A 15,694-nucleotide genomic window follows, 5' to 3' on the forward strand; every position below is an offset into this window, starting at 1 on the left:
GGTAAGTTTCCGTTAGCAATTTCACATCAATGGGGTCCCGGCGGTACTGTTGTTCGCCGTCGACAATGTTTTGCGTACGGGTGCTCATGCGTTTTTCAGCTGTGCCAGCAATGTTCCTTGCCTGTCTGGTTTTGGCGGGCTGCACGTCCAGTTCGACGCTGGACACGATCGTGCCGCAGCAGCCGTCGCGCGAAACGACGAGTTCGGTCGTGCCGACGTCTCCCGTGCCTTCGGCCAATGTCGGCGTCGCAGTGGCTCAAGCAGCGCCGCCGCAGGAGGTGCTGGCCTGGGCCGGAACCGTACCGGAACCGGAAGCCTTCCGACCGCAGGCTAAGACGGCGGCAACGCCCATGCCGCTGGAGCGGCCCGTTGCCGTGATCACGCCGGCCACACCTGCGGTTCTGACGACGCCAGGAACGCGCACGCAGATCTACAGCCATCGCTTCCGGGACGCCAAACCGATCAACTTCGGCCGCGCATCCCCGCGCAAGATGGCCGTTCATGGTGTCGACGTGTCGCGCTGGCAGGGTGAGATCGACTGGCCCAAGCTGCGCACGCAAGGTGCCAACTTCGCCTATATCAAGGCGACCGATGGCGGCGACCACCTCGATCCGATGTTCAAGAAGAACTGGCGCAAGGCAAAAGAAGCCGGGCTGAAGCGCGGCGCCTACCACTTCTTTTATTGGTGCCGCACGGCCGGCGAGCAGGCCGACTGGTTCATCCGCAATGTTCCAAGAGAAGCCGGCGCTCTGCCGCCTGTCATCGACGTCGAATACAACGGTGAGTCCAGCTGCAAGCGACGCCTGTCGCGCGCCCGTGTGCTTGAAAAGATGCAGGTCTTCATGGACAAGCTCGAGGCGCATTACGGCCAGCGACCGATCATCTACACCGCCCCGGATTTCTATCAGGACAACCTGACCGGCGAACTGCTCGACTATCCGTTCTGGCTGCGCTCGGTGGCAGCTCATCCCTCCAAGAGATATCCAGGCCGCAAGTGGATCTTCTGGCAGTATTCGGGCTCCGGGCTGTCGCACGGCGTCGAAGGCAAGATCGATCTCAATGTCTTCCACGGCAACGAGAACGAATGGCAGAACTGGCTCGCCAGACGGGCGAGCTAGGATTTGCGACAGACGAGGCGCCTGACGTGTGCCTGGCTGGCCTGATCTCTATTTCACAACTGCGTTGCCCCTGAGCCGAAACCCGCTGTGGTGCCGTCCCTATGCACTTGGGCCGCCGCATTGCGCACGGGAGCAGCCGCTGCTCCAGGCCCAATTCCAAATCCTGAGTGATGACGACCTGCCTTGCATAAAGGCAGCTCTCCAAAAGAAAAAGCCTGCCGCGGGAGGAGGTGCGGCAGGCTTTCAAAGGGATTGAATGGCAACCGGGAGGAGGAGTGTCGCCATTCCGGCAAGCGCTCGTTGGGAGGAGGAGAAAGCGCCTGCACACTCGAAGTCCTGCGGGAGGAGATGCATCGCTTCGATGAGTTGACTATACAAAAATGCGCGCGATTTCGTAGACCTGACTTCGCAGACCAGCCATGCGCGGAGCGCCGGTCAGGCGCTCCGAGGGCACCATACAGGTTCTACAGCGCCGCGCGTCTTATGAGACGCGCAAAGGTCGCTGTAGCACTTTGAATTGCTGCATGTTTCCATCCTTAAATCGAATAGGATTTAGGGAAACATGCAGTGGTCTTGACTGAAGAGACCATAGAAATGCCGGCGCACGGTTGCCCCTTCGCGTGGGCGCGCCCACTAAGTCGGCAAAAAACGATAATATTCCAAATGGTTAGTTGAATATTAGCGACCGCGACTGCAAGCGTCACGCCCATGTCACGGGAACGGTCCCACAAACCGTGTTACAAAATCCCGTCATCGCGTGTCTCGGACATCCCTCCGCCATCGGTTGTGGATGCGAGAAGCATTGAAAGCCCATGCAAATCGGAAAGGATCGGCGGACTATGCCCCGCTACATGTACCATATCCATGCGGCCGGCGTGACGAGCCGCGATCAGGCCGGCAAACAGCACCCCAATGACGGCCGTGCGGTCGCTTACGGACAACTCATCGTCGACGAACTCGCCGAGGAATACGAATATCGGGGCGCGATCGTCGACGTCCTATCCCCGAGCGGGCGCCTGATCGCGCGTCTGGTTTCGAGCCGGGCGTTCCCGCCGTGGCTGCAATCCACACCACCCGAGCAGCGCGCGCTTCACTGATCCGCGTTCGGAAGTCTGTGCGGAGGCCGTCGCAATGGCCTCTGCTTGGACAATGCCAGTGAACGGGTTGGTTGAGGAAACATGCTTGGTATCGGCCATCGTCCGCTGGAACCGCTCCATAGGGTAGAAGCCGCGCGCTACGGTTCTCGCTGCGCGAATGAGCTAGCGCCGTCTCGCGCGTGACACAAGCACGTTGCGGATCGAAAAGCTGGAATGAATGCGCAACACGCCCGGGAGCTTCGCAAGGATTTCCTTGTGGATGCGCTCGAAGTCGCCGGCATTTTCGACCTCCACCCGCAACAGATAATCGGAACCGCCGGTCATGAGGTAACATTCCTGGATTTCCGGGTGCTTCCTCACCGCCGCCTCGAAGCGATTGAGGTGCTCCTCGGTCTGGCGTTCGAGCGTGATGTTGATGATCACCGCAATGGCGTTGTCGCCATCGGCGTTTCCGACCAGCGCCGTATAACCGCGGATCACGCCGCCCTGCTCCAGCAGATTGATGCGCCTCAGGCAGGCCGAAGGCGACAGCCCCACCTCGGCGGCGAGCTTTGTGTTGCTCATGCGCGCATTGAGACGCAGCAGACGAATGATGTTGCGATCGATCGCATCCAAACCGGACATGCAGATTCTTTCATTTTCCCGCCGATAATTCTTAAGATCAGCGAATACTCGAATATTCAAGCGCTACTTCGCATGATCGTGCTCGATTATTTCACTATGTTCGAGCGCAACTTCTGCCGGGGTTGGGGGCTGGTAACAGCGAGCATTTTGCGCGTACCTCAGCCCGTTTGACGATCGATCTGTGATCCTGAGGATGCGATGAAGATTACCATATTGGGCGCTGGTGTGATCGGCGTCACCTCCGCATATTATCTCGCCAAGGCGGGTCACGAGGTGACCGTCCTCGATCGGCAGCCCGGCCCCGCGCTGGAGACGAGCTTTGCCAATGCCGGCGAGATTTCTCCCGGCTATGCCTCGCCCTGGGCGGCACCCGGCATCCCGCAGAAGGCACTCAAGTGGCTGTTCATGAAGCACGCGCCCTTGATCATCCGCCCGATGGTGGACGCTGCCACCTGGCGCTGGATGACGGCAATGCTGCGCAACTGCACCTCGGCGCGTTACGCCATCAACAAGGGGCGGATGGTCCGCCTTGCCGAATACAGCCGTGATTGCCTGATTGCGCTACGCGGGGAAACGGGCATTGCCTACGATCACCGCACGCAGGGCACCCTGCAGCTCTTCCGGACCGCCAAGCAACTCGACGGCATCGGCAAGGATATCGAAGTGCTGAAGGCCGATGGCGTGCCCTTCGAAGTGCTCGACCCGGCCGGCTGCGTGGCCGCCGAACCGGGCCTGCAGCCGGTCCGCGACAAGATCGTCGGCGGCCTTCGGCTGCCCAACGACGAAACCGGCGACTGCTTCAAGTTCACCAACGAATTGCAGAAACGCGCCGAGGCCCTCGGCGTGCAGTTCCGCTTCGGCGTCGATATCCGCCGGCTTCGACAGGAGGGCAACCGCATCGTCGCCGTCGAGACGGCAGAGGGCGAGATCCGTTCCGACATCTTCGTCGCCGCCCTCGGCAGCTATACGCCGGCGCTCCTAAAGCCGCTCGGCCTTCGCCTGCCCGTCTATCCCGTGAAGGGCTACTCCATCACCGTTCCGATCGTCGACGAGACGCGGGCGCCGGTATCGACGATCATGGATGAGACCTACAAGATCGCCATCACCCGGCTTGGCGATCGAATTCGCGTCGGCGGCATGGCGGAGATCGCCGGCTTCAGCAGTGCCCTTCCCCAGACACGTCGCGCGACGCTCGAACATTCGGTCGAAGACCTGTTCGGCGGCGCTGGCAACCAGAGGCAAGCAACCTTCTGGTCCGGCTTGCGGCCGATGACGCCGGATGGAACACCGGTGGTCGGTGCAACGCGCTTCGCCAACCTGTTCCTCAACTCCGGGCACGGCACGCTCGGCTGGACCATGGCCTGCGGCTCGGGCCGCGTGCTGAGCGATCTGATCAGCGGCACCAAGCCCGAGATCGAGACGGCGGACCTGGCGATCAGCCGATACCACTGATGGGCATTCGTATCGCTTCGATGCCGAGCGTAAACGTCAGAACATACTGGTGATCCGCCGGGCCGTCACGAGTCCGCCTCGCCGGAGATCTGGCGTTGAACGCGCAAGCGGCATCCCCTTGCCCGTGCGTTGCAGGAACTGTCGATAAGCCGGATGCTCGATGAGAAGCCGTCGGCCAAGGCCTGACAAAAAGTCGACATCGTCGGGCTTCAACGTCAGGCGGTTGTGCAACCGCATGATGCGTTTTGCCGTTGGCGGATCGGCGATATCGGCGAGCGCCAGGCGAACGATGCCGACATCGAGATCGCGACAGCCTTTGCCGGAACGCTGAGTGGCGCAGCGCCATCTGATGACCTGATCACGCCAGACGGGCAATCGATTTTGCAGGGCATCGAAGCTCTGGAAGTTCGGAATGTTGATCATCGCATCGATCGCGGCCACGATCGCATCGGGGGCATTCGGGCTCTTTGCATTGATGGAAAGATCACCTCCAACCCGCGTCGAGGCATCGACGACGATGACCAGCAGGTGCCGGAGCCGTCGCGCGCGGGCGGCAGGAAGCGGTTCCGGCGCTGGCCGGCCCATCAGATGCAGCAGGCTCTGTGTTCCGATGCCATCGACCAGGCCGCCGTCGTATAATTTGAGATAGTTCAGATCCGGCGCCGTCTCGTAGCGGCCGAGCGCATTCCAATATTCGCGCTCGACAAGCGACGTCGCGCCACGAGCAGACGACTGTGCTCGCGGGCTTCCGCCATCGCCTGGCAAACAGCTTTTGCTGAAGTTCTGCAGGGTGACCGGCGCAAACACCACCGGGACAGCGGCGGACGCCGCCACGGCATAGGCCAGCGGATAGTCATCGTAGTTGCTGCAGATTGCGGCAAAGGATGGACGATCGAAAATGAACGGGTTGCGATTGTAGAGGTCGGTGGCATGGATCACCAACCGAGGACGGTCAGGACGGCTCGTGTCGCCAAGTGTCGCGCCCCGGAAGAGCTTGCGATCGAGCCAGGACGGGAACCCCGAGAGGTCGTTCATGCCACCCTGATAACCGCGCAGCAGATTTTGCGGCGTGAAGGCCGTGTGCAGCGAGGCTTCCACATCCTGACCGAGAAAATTCCGGCGAAAATCGTCAAGACCGGTCCGCCCGCGAAGCGCGAAATGGGAGGCAAGGACCGCACCGCCCGAAACCCCAGCAACGACTGCGACGTCATCGGCGAGCATTCGGTTCTGACCACCGGGCGAAGGCTGATCAGCCAGGGCGGACAGGACGCCATAGCCGAAGGCGGCAGATCTGGCACCACCGCCGGAAAAGGCAATGATGATGCCGACGTCGCCAAAGTTTTGCGCGTCCCGGAGCTGGATGCTCCCGGTGGTGAAGACAAGTGGCTTGTTGGTCGGGCGCGTATCAGGCGCCATGCAGCCGGACAAGATCATGGCGCCGACAAGGACGCCTCTCCTCAGGACGCGGCCGGCGGTGATCCATAACCGCCGCAAATCGCGAACATCTGACCGCACGAGATGCCACCTGTCCCATCGTTCTCCGCAGTTCACCGCCATCTCGCTCCGTCCGCGGGCTGATCCAGCCGGGCCGACATTGATGTCGGCGCCGACCGTTCGAACACCTTACGGATCTAGATTGAGACAGCATGGCATGCCGCAGCGGCGACTCCGGCTCCCTCCGACAACGGTTTCTGGAAGATGGGATGCCTCCTCCGGCACCGTGGCCGAGCGGTTCTATCACTGAGGTCAACATGACTCTGGCCGCGACAGATGCCTTTATACCCGCCCGTATACCCGCCCGTCGTACTGATTATCCTAGGCGCCGCCGCGTTCGTGGCAATAACCGCAGGCAGTCCCGCACCAAGGCGTACAGTGCTCTTTCATTGGAAAGCAACCGCTCGGCATCGACTTTGCGCGCCACCAATCGCGGTGGCCTTCGGGGTCAATGTGACTTCGCCCTCGTCGGCTCGGATCGTTTCCGCCCGCCATCGAGATTCAAGCTGAGCTGCACGCCGCGGCTCAGCTTCGGCAAAGGTGCCGTGAGGTCGATACGGCCAAAAATCTGCTTGCGGCGCTCACTGTCGCGCTCCCGCTTCAGGCGAGAATCGGCGACGGCGGCCAGTGCGCGATTGATGATGTCAGTGCGGGTCATCGTTCATCTCCACATCTGTTCTCTTTTTGTTCTATTTTTAGCAGAATGTCAAGTGAACAGATCCCAAGTTGAGAACAGCGGCAACGCGGGCCGGTCGGCGCGACAGCAGCACGTGAGCGGCGGGTCACCCCGGCAGCCGCTAAAGCGCGTCGCGATCTCCAGGATTCTCTTGTTGCGCTTTAAGCTCTGGTTCTGCGCATGTCGTTATCGCAAAACCGCTGCGCACTGCGCGACATGCTTTAGAACGTGATCTTCACCGAACTGGCGCTGCGGTTGGCCGGCCCGTGAAACACCGCCTCAATGTTGTTGCCATCGGGATCGAGCAGGAAGGCGGCGTAGTAACCTGGGTGATAGGGGCGTTCGCCGGGTGGCCCATTGTCCTTACCGCCGTTTTCAACGCCGGCCTTGTGAAAGGCGTCGACCATGGTGCGGTCCCGGGCCTGGAACGCGAGATGATGGCGCCCGGTCAGCTTTCCCTGGGCCGCTTCGCTATCGGCGGTCGACACGAAAAGCTCGTCGGCCCAGAAGTAGTCTTTGCCCTCGCCTCCCATCGGCACATCGAGAGCTTGAAACACGGCTTCGTAAAACCTCCGGCTGGCGCCGAGATCCTTAATCACGAGTTGAATATGGTCGATCAGCCGACCGCGATGCAATTCCATCCGGAAATCCTCCGTTCGCAATCGGCAGAAATTTAGGTCCGACCTGAGGTCCGTCAATGGTGGCGGAGCATCGGCACCTTGGCCGCCTCAGGTCTCCGGGGCCGAAGACAGGATTTGGACGATGTGATTGTAAGGGCTTGAAATAGCCGCAATCGCTCGCCATATGGGGCATAACGAATTGATCGTTGAGCATAGACAGTCTCGGTGAGACGGATGTGTTCCGGTCAGAGTTTGCGCTAAACCGCTGACCACGGATGTACTGGCAGGGTAAAGCAGCGAACGGGAAAAGGTCGGCATTGCCGGCCTTTTTTGTTTTGGGATCCCTCGGTCTCATCAAAATCCGAACAGATCGGTTGCGCTCGACTGCCTTTGTCTGGCAGAAGACCCGGGAACGCGATCGCCATCAGTTTTAGGGTGGGGTCGGGCGGGCGATTGACGTCTACCTCGCTGCCACGAGACCACGTGGCCGTTCACGAATTTTCCGCGGCATGAGCCGTCGGAATGGCGGCGCCGCTGACATGCGAAAGAGCCATGATCTCATTCAGACCTATGCTTGAGAGCGAGTATGCTGGATATCTCGCCTATTTCATCCCCGACTATGCCACGGAGATCGCCGCCAACTACGGGCTCCCCGACGCAGACGCCCTCGCCCAGGCAACCGGTGAAATCGCCGAGGACCTGCCGCAAGGCGTCGGCACGCCAGGCAACGTCCTGCTGTGTCTGATCGACAGCGAAAGCGCCGAGCATGTCGGCTATCTCTGGTATCGACCGGACGCAAAGGGCCGCTCAGCCTTCATCAGCGATTTCCATATTCTGCCCACCCACCAGGGAAAAGGCCTTGGAAAGCTCGCGATCGAAGCACTTGAGGCCGAGCTCTTGGAAAACGGGTTCGACCAGATCAAATTGCGCGTCGCCGAAGACAACAGCCGCGCCCGGCATGTCTATGAGGCAACAGGGTTTCGGGTCACCGGCACCAATATGAGCAAGACGCTCAAGCCGCGCTAGAACTCAACGCATACTCAGATACGGCATCGGCGGTTGCCCCCGGTTACGATCCCATGCGGAACTTAAGCCGGCCGTCGTCGTTGGTACCTTGCTGCTGCATGTTTCCTTAAATCCTATTCGATTTAAGGATAAAAACAGGCAGCCATTCAAAGTGCTACAGCGACCTTTGCGCGTCTAATAAGAGGCGCAAAGGTCGCTGTAGAACAAACGAGGTGCAAAAAATGGCAAATGACATTCAGCGATCCGTCGAAGACCAGATTTCCGAGCTGCGGGCACAGGTTGCCGATCTGACACGATCGATCTCCGCACGCGCTGGCGAGGCTGCAGGCAGTGCCGCCGATCTGGCGGAGGACGCAAGAGGACGGGTGAGCTCGGCCGCACGTGTTGTGCGTGCACAGGGACAAAGCGTTGTCGAAGCGGCAAAGGACAACCCGGGCACCGCGACGACGGTCGTCAGTACGGCGGGACTGATCGGCTTTGCCATCGGAGTCCTTGTCGGCGTGTCCTTCCAAAGCAACGCGCGGTGGCGATAGCAGGCAAAGCCTGAGGTTGACCCTTCCGTCAACCGCAGGGTCAGGCGCTACTCTATTGCATCGGCATGTTCACCAACAGGGTGCCGGCCACCCCGAGCCCAATCAGGATGAAATGGGTGATCTGCATGGTCTCCTGACGGACATAGTAGGCAAACCAGGCACCGCCGAGCAGCATGATCAGGCTGAGAGCGATGAAGGCTGCGAGAGCGAGGTTCGCCCATATCATCGCGGCGGCACCGTCCGATAGTCCGAAGAATGTGCCGATAAGCATGATGGCGGCCGCCGCCAAAAGCATCATGGTTGCCACCTCCATCACCAGAACGAAGCTGAAGACCATACGATGCCACACAGCGTTCGTTACACGGCGCGACAACAGCGGTGTACGGATGGGCGGTTCCTGATCGAAGAGCTGCATGCCCATCAGCATACCAACCGCAAAGACGCCATTGCGAAATGCGACGACGTTGTTGAGGACGATAACGGCAAGCCAGAGCGCGAGCCCGGAGAGCAGTACGGCTTTGATCAGAAGAAGCGAGGTTGGTTGAGTCATTTCGATATCACCATGGGTTGGGCCTGCACGCTCAAGCGCGATACCTTGATGACGATCGGCAGTGGCCGCCCGTGACACCCGAATGACGCTTTTTTCGCTCAGCGTCGCTTTTTCCATGCGGACGGAGGCTGTCCACAGCTTGAGCAATAAGTTGGGGATCAACCGGCAGCCCGCGATGTGCCCGCTCCCGACGCGTCTGGACGCCTTATTGAGGCCACGAAAGCAGTGGCACCATTCCTGTCGGCGGGCCTAAGACCCATTGCCTTGCGCGGGATCGAACGAGGGCCTGCGCAAGGCATGATCGGCAAGGCGCCTGTCGCCAGTATCTATCAGAGCGAGTGATGTCAGAGGCCGCCTATTACGGCTATGGCGCTTGCCTGCGCAATTCGGCGATTAGCGGCGTCGTTGAGTCAGCGCCATGCCTGCCAGGATCAGAACCACGCCAAGGGCGCTTGCAAGGAAGGTTGCGGATGTTCCCCGCAACAGATCGAGCGCCACGCCCGAGACCATCTGCCCGCCGATCACCAGCAGGGCGGTATTGACGGCACCGATGCGCGCGATGAGCCAGCTGCCGGCGGCAACGAAGACCACACCGATCGAACCACCGAGATAGGCGTGCCAAGGCGCGTCCGCAGCGCCCGCCGGGATCAGCCCGCCGACCGACAGCCCAAGAATGCTCAACGCGACGAAGCCGACGACATGGTTCCAGAACGATGCGATCAGCGGTGACGTCGAGAGACTGAGCCGGCCATTGACCTGCCGGCTGACACCAACAAGCACACCGGCGAGACAGGCGAGAAGGATCGGCAAGGTCATGCGCTGCCTCTGCCGAACAGGATGATAAGGGCGCTGCCGGCAACGATCAGTGCCATGGCTGCCAGATCGCGGCGATCCGGGCGGCGCATCGGCAGGCCGAACAGCCCCCAGCGATCCGCAGCGATGCTGAATACCACCTGGCCCGCCAGCCCCAAGGCAAGAGTCCCGGATAGTGCAAGCGGTGAGTTCACGGCAAAAGAGGTCAACATGACGGTCACGCCGCCGGAAATCCCGCCAAGATAGGCCCAGAGCGGCGCATGCGGTTTCGTCCCGGCATTCCGGTTGCGCCAGGGATAGAGCATGGCGAGCATCACAAGCGCCGCCACAGTCCCCGTGCCATGCGCCGCCCAGGACGAGAACAACGCGTTGCCGTAGCGTCCCAGTTCGCCGTTGAAGTGAACCATGAGGGTCAAGAGCCCGCCGGTACCAAAGGCGGCCAGGAGATGCAGCGGATTGAGTGGGTGCCCGGAGGGACTGGTCATGAAGGGGTGCTCGCAACAGAATCGGTCATGCGACAATCATCACCTGCCGATTGCCTTTCCTCCAGAGACTTCGATGACAGACTGACAGCTTTCACTCGGTTTCGCCCAACAACCCGACTGGCTGCAGTTTCGCCTTGCGATGTTCTGCGCGGGGCCGCCCGGCGGCGTCTACGGCGTGGGCGCCACAGGCGGCATCACCTATATGAGGACGATACACCACCGGCTGCAATACGAACTGCACGATCACGCCCGCTTTCCAGGCGTGATCCCGGGCAGCCGAAACATTCAGCGCCCGGGGATCCAGGTGATGAAACGGACGAGTTTGTCCGTCAGCCCCTTGTACGGCGGCGAGATCAAATCGCTCGGCGCCGGATCGTATTTTCTGAGCACCGACATCGACTTGGAAAAGGTCAGGAACCCTTCCCTGCCGTGGTAGTGGCCCATGCCGCTCGCCCCGACACCGCCGAAAGGCATGTCGTTGCAGGCAAACTGGTAGAGCGTATCGTTGATGCAGACACCCCCGGCAACGACGCGGGCGAGGATCGCGCCGATCTCGGCTGCATCTGCGCTGAAGCAATAAAGCGCCAGCGGCCGGTCGCGACCGAGCACATAGCCGATCGCCTCGGCCGTGGTGCGATAGCTGATGACTGGCAGGATCGGCCCGAAGACCTCCTCGCGCATAACCGCGCTGTCTTGTCTGGGATCGAGCACTACGGTGGGCTCGAGCATTCGCACCCGCGACGGTGGCATCTGTTTCATGTCCAGCAGCGAGACCAGTTCGTGTCCGCGTGCCCGCGCATCGTTTACCAGACTGGCGAGGCGGTCGTGCTGGGCTTCGTTGATGATCGACGTGTAGTCCTCATAACCGTTGCCGGCACCGTAGCGCTCGCCCATCTGCTGCTTCAGCAGGCCGACGAAGGCATCGCGTTTGCTCTCATGAACAAGGACATAGTCCGGCGCGATGCAGGTTTGGCCGGCATTGAAGAACTTGCCGGTGGCGATGCGGTTCGCAGCACGCGGCAAATCCGCCGTCTCCCCGACGATGGCGGGTGATTTGCCGCCGAGCTCCAGCGTGACCGGGGTCAAATTTTGAGCGGCAGCCGCCATCACCTTACGGCCAACGGCGGTGGAGCCGGTGAAGAACAGATGGTCGAACGGCAGGGCGGAAAAGGCCGCCGAGAGATCAGCACCGCCGAGCACCACCGTCGCGCGCGTGTCTGGGAAAACATCGGCGATGAGCGTGCGCAAAAACTCCGACGTGCGCGGCGTATGTTCGGACGGCTTGAGAAGCACATGATTGCCGGCACCGATCGCAGCAACCAGAGGCGCCAGCGCCAGATTGACCGGATAGTTCCACGGCGAAATGATCCCGACGACACCAAGCGGAACGAACCGAATTTCTGCCTTTGCCGGCCAGAGCTTCCATCCGGCCGCCCGGCGTTCGGGCTTCATCCAGGCCTTGAGCCTGGCCAGCGTGTGATCGATCTCCGAAAGGACCACGCTTCCTTCGCCGAGCAGCGTTTCGTGGACTGAGCGATGGCCGAAATCGGCGCTGACCGCCTTCGACATCTCATCCATGCGCTCGCGGAAAAGACGGCGCAGACGCTTCAGGTCGTTCCGCCGTTGCTCGTAGGACGGACGCTGTTCGAGCCAGGCGGCACGCAGCCGCTCGAAGCTGGGCTGCAGCTGAAACGGATGGTTATCTTGCATGCGCATTGCCTTTAGTCGAGCGCGCGAACAGCCATTGCGCCGTGTAGTAGGTACCCAGCACCCAGACGGCATTATAGGGAATGTTCCAGCGGAACCGCCCATAGGCAAGCAGCGTGTCGCTGACCATGAAGAACAGGCCGCCGAGGGCTGCCGACCGCGCGGCGGATTTCTGCGGCGCTCCAACCGCCAGCTGTCGATCACGGGAAATTGCCTGTGCGGCCATTGCTGCCAGCGCCAGCGCATAGATGACAACGGGAAGGCGCATACCGGGCGGCAAGGACGACCACGATCCGGTAATGACGATCAAACCGATCCCTGCGAAGATCGCGAATATCCCCTTGTCGGCGGCAAAGCGGCTATCGCGGGTCAGCGCCCAGATATAGGCGCAGTGGGTCAGGAGAAAGCAGACGAGGCCGGCGAGGAAATAGTCGCCCGGCAACATCAGAAAGAAGTCGCCTGCCGCCGCAAAGGCGAGCCCGGCGACAATCGCCAGCCCATAGGCCCGCGATGGCGGGCCGATGTTGCGTAGAACAGCAATGAGCAAAAGTATCGTTGCCGTCGGCTTGGTGACGTAATGCAACCACCGCCAGCCGGATTGATCGCCGCCGGCCAAGAGACTGCCGATGATGGCGAGAACCGCGCAAACGGCAAACAGCGCATAGATCGATGCGTTGTTTCGCAAGTACTGCTCTGCCTCATGCCCGTCCCTCGTTATCAGCGAGACTGGCTCGCCCTTATTGCCCAACAACGACCGGCATCGCCGATCCGCAACCGTTTATTCGAGGGACTGTAGTCAAGCCCCGGATATTGTCCATAGCTGAACAAATATGGAGGCGCTGTTCCTTGCGCGTAAGGCTGAGTGGAATCCATTTCTAGTGCCGCCCGGCATCCGTCTGCATCGGAGAAGCAATTGGTTGGCGATCAGCGGTGTTCGCTACCGGCGAATGCTTTCTATAATTATCACTACATATTTCTGCGGTCAGGGTTGCGGGAGATATTTTTGCTATTTATATAAACTTCACTACAGAAAGGAGCGCTCATGGCGACCAGGGGACGGCCACGTGGTTTCGACCGCGATCTTGCGCTTCAAAAAATCACGGAGGTGTTTTGGGCGAAGGGTTACGAGGCCGCCCAGCTCAACGACCTGACGGCGGCAATCGGCATCACGCCGCCGAGCTTCTACGCCGCGTTCGGGTCGAAGGAAGCCGCGTTTCGCGAGGCGGTCAGCCTCTATGCCGCGACAGCAGGATCGGGCCCGATGCGCGCACTCGATGAGGGTGAAACGGCGCGACAGGCGATACGCGCGATGCTTCTCGCCAGTATCGAGGTCGCGCTTAGGGCACCGCAATCGAACGGCTGCCTGTTGATTCTCGGCGTGATGAATTGCCAGCCAGAAACCGGGCCACTCTACGACCTGCTGAAAGGCATAAGGAAAGAAACGGTGGAGCGCGTACACGCAAGGCTGGAGCGCGGCGTGGCCGACGGCGACCTCCCGCAAACCACCGACATACCGACACTGGCGACCTATTACGGTGCCATGATGCAAGCCATTTCCATGCAGGCCCGCGATGGCGCGACCCGACAGGAGCTCGAAGCCCTCGTCGGTCCATCCCTCGCCGCACTGCAGGGAATACCGGCTGCCGATCAAGAAGTCTCAACACCTTGAGAAAGAATATGATGCAGCCCATCGGAACGACCGTCAACGCTGTGCCCACCCGGACCGGAAAGGTCGTGATACCGGCCGAACTCCAGTCGGATGTGGATCAGTTTCATTACGCGCCCGCGCGCCGTGCCGGTGATTTCGTCTACCTGTCCGGCATTGTTGCCGCAAACGGCGACACCGAACCGATGGACGCCGAAGGGTTTCGTCGCGAACTGCGCCGTGTCTTCGCGTTGATCGAGCAATTGCTGGCTGCGTGCGAGGCGCGCCTCGATGACGTCGTCGAACTCCAGATGTTTCATGTGTTCGGAAGTGACCGCCTGGCATTGGACAAGGCGGGGCAACTGGCCGCGATCGCCGCGGTGCGGGACGAGTTCTTTGCTATCCCCTACCCCGCCGCGGTCGAGCTTGCCGTGGCCGACCTCAATCCGGACGGTGGGCTGGTCGAGATCAAGGCGACGGCATTCGCACCGCTTGGTTGACGTGTTTTCCGCCCGATCAATAATATCGGGGCCTGTCGAGCGCACCGACGCTTTCATTCGTTTGCCGGCCAGCGGCGCGCGCAGCCCAGGCGACCGTGTCGGCAATGCCGCCGAAGGGGTAGAGATGCAGCATGACCGTGCCGAGATCGCGGCCCGCCATGCCGCCTGCAAGCCGGCTCATGAAACGATCCGGCCCCACCTTGTTGACGAGGTTGGCCAGCGAGAACCCGTATTTCCCGACGATCGCCGCGGACGAAGCCACACCGAATTGCGCCGCAAACCGCAGCAGTCGCTTCACATCCGCAGGTCCAGGCACGCCGATGCGGATCGGTGCATTGATGCCGCGCGCCCTGACCTGAGCGATCCAGTCGACGATCGCATCTGCGTCGAAACCGAATTGGGTGGTGATCTCAACGCTGCAGCCGCGGGCCTTGAGCAATTCGAGCTTCTCCGCGAGTGCCTCCCACAGGCGCGCCTGGCCAATCTTCGGATGGCCTTCCGGGTAGCCGGCAATCCCGACATTGACGATGCTGTGGTCCGAGATGATACCGCCGGCAATCAGATCGAGCGAGTCCTTATAGGGACCGGCTGGCGACGACGGATCGCCGCCCACGAACATGAACCTGGCGGGACGCGCTGCGCTGATCAGGCCCGTGAGCAATTCGTCCCGATCCTGCACCGATTTCAGCCGCCGGGACGAAATGATGGGGACAGGCTCGAAGCCCCATTGCCGGATACACGCGGCCGCCTCGATGCGTTGCGCGTGGCTCTCGTTGCCGAGGAAGGCGATATTGATTGGCGTGCCGGCAGGAATCTCGGATTTCGCAGCTTCGATTTGCCAGATATCCTTGCCGGTAATCTCCAGTGAATAGTCACGAAACAGAGCAGAACCGTGTTGTATGAGCGCGGTCATGAAGATCCTTTGCCGGTGCGACGGGCTTGGGTTGCCTCGAGTCAACGGCGCGAGCTGTCGGGCTCGGGCATGCCTCAATCTAAGGCTTGGTCGAGTTGGAAGCGGGCACGGTTTTCTGCGGCGGCCGAGCCACCATGCCTCCGCGCATGCGGCATTGATCTAGCCGATCGAAATTGCCGCGTCGACGCGCCAAGCGTCGCAGGCCCTCAACGCATCCAGTCCGAGGAAAATGAGGGACGCAAGCGCCGACCTGCCGAATGGCTCCGGGGCTCGAAGCGAGGCGCTCAGCGACAGTGTCCGGGCCGAACGAACAGCGGTCAGAAATAGAAAGTGCCCGCTCGTTTCCGAGCGGGCGCTTCATGAAATCTTTGATGGTCTCAGGCGCGATTAGCGGCCGAAGGCATTGCGGGCAATGCTCGGGATGTCGGCGCGGTCGATGCC

The 15,694-nt window shown here is 61.1% G+C and carries 17 protein-coding genes; 7 read left to right on the top strand and 10 right to left on the bottom strand.

The window, feature by feature from the left end; translation table 11 throughout:
• The first annotated feature begins 86 nt into the window (after positions 1–86).
• Positions 87–1,118 carry a GH25 family lysozyme gene (locus ASD00_RS15055; RefSeq protein ID WP_025428264.1) on the top strand — a complete coding sequence of 344 codons (1,032 nt, stop codon included), beginning with the start codon at positions 87–89 and terminating at the stop codon, positions 1,116–1,118.
• A gap of 839 nt (positions 1,119–1,957) precedes the next feature.
• Entirely contained in the window at positions 1,958–2,215 is a 258-nt protein-coding gene (locus ASD00_RS15060) for a hypothetical protein (RefSeq protein WP_128090487.1), read from the top strand.
• 162 nt (positions 2,216–2,377) lie between these two features.
• On the opposite strand, the gene ASD00_RS15065 is transcribed toward ASD00_RS15060, so the two are convergent.
• Positions 2,378–2,839 (bottom strand): Lrp/AsnC family transcriptional regulator, encoded by a 462-nt coding sequence (locus tag ASD00_RS15065; protein ID WP_025428262.1) that lies wholly within the window; start codon positions 2,837–2,839, stop codon positions 2,378–2,380.
• Between the two features lie 198 nt (positions 2,840–3,037).
• Between ASD00_RS15065 and ASD00_RS15070 the strand changes: the two genes are divergently transcribed.
• Positions 3,038–4,291, top strand: a complete 1,254-nt coding sequence (locus tag ASD00_RS15070; protein ID WP_057207379.1) for a D-amino acid dehydrogenase — start codon at positions 3,038–3,040, stop codon at positions 4,289–4,291.
• A 36-nt stretch (positions 4,292–4,327) separates the two neighbouring features.
• Here ASD00_RS15070 and ASD00_RS15075 read toward each other — a convergent pair whose 3' ends face one another.
• The 3 genes from ASD00_RS15075 to ASD00_RS15085 form a co-directional block, all read right to left on the bottom strand.
• Entirely contained in the window at positions 4,328–5,806 is a 1,479-nt protein-coding gene (locus ASD00_RS15075; RefSeq protein WP_162249728.1) for a patatin-like phospholipase family protein, read from the bottom strand.
• A 427-nt stretch (positions 5,807–6,233) separates the two neighbouring features.
• Positions 6,234–6,443 (bottom strand): hypothetical protein, encoded by a 210-nt coding sequence (locus ASD00_RS15080; RefSeq protein ID WP_025428259.1) that lies wholly within the window; start codon positions 6,441–6,443, stop codon positions 6,234–6,236.
• Positions 6,444–6,682: 239 nt separating this feature from the next.
• The gene (locus tag ASD00_RS15085; protein ID WP_025428258.1) at positions 6,683–7,102 is read right to left on the bottom strand and encodes a VOC family protein; all 420 of its coding nucleotides are present in this window, start codon (positions 7,100–7,102) and stop codon (positions 6,683–6,685) included.
• A 531-nt stretch (positions 7,103–7,633) separates the two neighbouring features.
• Between ASD00_RS15085 and ASD00_RS15090 the strand changes: the two genes are divergently transcribed.
• The gene (locus tag ASD00_RS15090) at positions 7,634–8,107 is read left to right on the top strand and encodes a GNAT family N-acetyltransferase (RefSeq protein WP_057207410.1); all 474 of its coding nucleotides are present in this window, start codon (positions 7,634–7,636) and stop codon (positions 8,105–8,107) included.
• A 221-nt stretch (positions 8,108–8,328) separates the two neighbouring features.
• The gene (locus ASD00_RS15095) at positions 8,329–8,640 is read left to right on the top strand and encodes a hypothetical protein (RefSeq protein ID WP_057207381.1); all 312 of its coding nucleotides are present in this window, start codon (positions 8,329–8,331) and stop codon (positions 8,638–8,640) included.
• Positions 8,641–8,692: 52 nt separating this feature from the next.
• Here ASD00_RS15095 and ASD00_RS15100 read toward each other — a convergent pair whose 3' ends face one another.
• From ASD00_RS15100 to ASD00_RS15120, 5 genes are all read right to left on the bottom strand, one after another.
• Positions 8,693–9,190 (bottom strand): DUF2165 family protein, encoded by a 498-nt coding sequence (locus ASD00_RS15100; protein WP_063963267.1) that lies wholly within the window; start codon positions 9,188–9,190, stop codon positions 8,693–8,695.
• Between the two features lie 393 nt (positions 9,191–9,583).
• Positions 9,584–10,006: a DMT family transporter gene (locus ASD00_RS15105; RefSeq protein WP_038577720.1), complete on the bottom strand. Its 423-nt coding sequence runs from the start codon at positions 10,004–10,006 to the stop codon at positions 9,584–9,586.
• Positions 10,003–10,488: a DMT family transporter gene (locus tag ASD00_RS15110; RefSeq protein ID WP_057207383.1), complete on the bottom strand. Its 486-nt coding sequence runs from the start codon at positions 10,486–10,488 to the stop codon at positions 10,003–10,005. Before ASD00_RS15110 ends, ASD00_RS15105 begins: the two co-directional genes overlap by 4 nt.
• 285 nt (positions 10,489–10,773) lie before the next feature.
• Positions 10,774–12,198, bottom strand: coding sequence for a coniferyl aldehyde dehydrogenase (locus ASD00_RS15115; protein WP_057207384.1), 1,425 nt, complete (start codon positions 12,196–12,198; stop codon positions 10,774–10,776).
• Entirely contained in the window at positions 12,188–12,880 is a 693-nt protein-coding gene (locus tag ASD00_RS15120; protein ID WP_057207385.1) for a lysoplasmalogenase, read from the bottom strand. Before ASD00_RS15120 ends, ASD00_RS15115 begins: the two co-directional genes overlap by 11 nt.
• A gap of 357 nt (positions 12,881–13,237) precedes the next feature.
• Between ASD00_RS15120 and ASD00_RS15125 the strand changes: the two genes are divergently transcribed.
• Positions 13,238–13,864, top strand: coding sequence for a TetR/AcrR family transcriptional regulator (locus ASD00_RS15125; RefSeq protein ID WP_057207386.1), 627 nt, complete (start codon positions 13,238–13,240; stop codon positions 13,862–13,864).
• Positions 13,865–13,872: 8 nt separating this feature from the next.
• Positions 13,873–14,340, top strand: coding sequence for a Rid family hydrolase (locus tag ASD00_RS15130; RefSeq protein ID WP_057207387.1), 468 nt, complete (start codon positions 13,873–13,875; stop codon positions 14,338–14,340).
• 16 nt (positions 14,341–14,356) lie between these two features.
• Here ASD00_RS15130 and ASD00_RS15135 read toward each other — a convergent pair whose 3' ends face one another.
• The gene (locus tag ASD00_RS15135; protein WP_063963265.1) at positions 14,357–15,253 is read right to left on the bottom strand and encodes a methylenetetrahydrofolate reductase; all 897 of its coding nucleotides are present in this window, start codon (positions 15,251–15,253) and stop codon (positions 14,357–14,359) included.
• Positions 15,254–15,694 lie beyond the last annotated feature (441 nt).

Origin of the sequence: Ensifer sp. Root31, from assembly GCF_001424825.1 — a bacterium.
GTDB classification, from domain to species: Bacteria; Pseudomonadota; Alphaproteobacteria; order Rhizobiales; family Rhizobiaceae; genus Ensifer; species Ensifer canadensis.

Excerpts from the sequence above, each read along its gene's own strand:
- ASD00_RS15055 (WP_025428264.1), top strand. The coding sequence starts at position 87 with ATGCGTTTTTCAGCTGTGCCAGCAATGTTCCTTGCCTGTCTGGTTTTG.
- ASD00_RS15130 (WP_057207387.1), top strand. The coding sequence starts at position 13,873 with ATGATGCAGCCCATCGGAACGACCGTCAACGCTGTGCCCACCCGGACC.
- ASD00_RS15110 (WP_057207383.1), bottom strand. The coding sequence starts at position 10,488 with ATGACCAGTCCCTCCGGGCACCCACTCAATCCGCTGCATCTCCTGGCC.
- ASD00_RS15085 (WP_025428258.1), bottom strand. The coding sequence starts at position 7,102 with ATGGAATTGCATCGCGGTCGGCTGATCGACCATATTCAACTCGTGATT.
- ASD00_RS15060 (WP_128090487.1), top strand. The coding sequence starts at position 1,958 with ATGCCCCGCTACATGTACCATATCCATGCGGCCGGCGTGACGAGCCGC.
- ASD00_RS15125 (WP_057207386.1), top strand. The coding sequence starts at position 13,238 with ATGGCGACCAGGGGACGGCCACGTGGTTTCGACCGCGATCTTGCGCTT.
- ASD00_RS15095 (WP_057207381.1), top strand. The coding sequence starts at position 8,329 with ATGGCAAATGACATTCAGCGATCCGTCGAAGACCAGATTTCCGAGCTG.
- ASD00_RS15080 (WP_025428259.1), bottom strand. The coding sequence starts at position 6,443 with ATGACCCGCACTGACATCATCAATCGCGCACTGGCCGCCGTCGCCGAT.
- ASD00_RS15065 (WP_025428262.1), bottom strand. The coding sequence starts at position 2,839 with ATGTCCGGTTTGGATGCGATCGATCGCAACATCATTCGTCTGCTGCGT.
- ASD00_RS15105 (WP_038577720.1), bottom strand. The coding sequence starts at position 10,006 with ATGACCTTGCCGATCCTTCTCGCCTGTCTCGCCGGTGTGCTTGTTGGT.
- ASD00_RS15115 (WP_057207384.1), bottom strand. The coding sequence starts at position 12,198 with ATGCAAGATAACCATCCGTTTCAGCTGCAGCCCAGCTTCGAGCGGCTG.
- ASD00_RS15090 (WP_057207410.1), top strand. The coding sequence starts at position 7,634 with ATGATCTCATTCAGACCTATGCTTGAGAGCGAGTATGCTGGATATCTC.
- ASD00_RS15100 (WP_063963267.1), bottom strand. The coding sequence starts at position 9,190 with ATGACTCAACCAACCTCGCTTCTTCTGATCAAAGCCGTACTGCTCTCC.
- ASD00_RS15070 (WP_057207379.1), top strand. The coding sequence starts at position 3,038 with ATGAAGATTACCATATTGGGCGCTGGTGTGATCGGCGTCACCTCCGCA.
- ASD00_RS15135 (WP_063963265.1), bottom strand. The coding sequence starts at position 15,253 with ATGACCGCGCTCATACAACACGGTTCTGCTCTGTTTCGTGACTATTCA.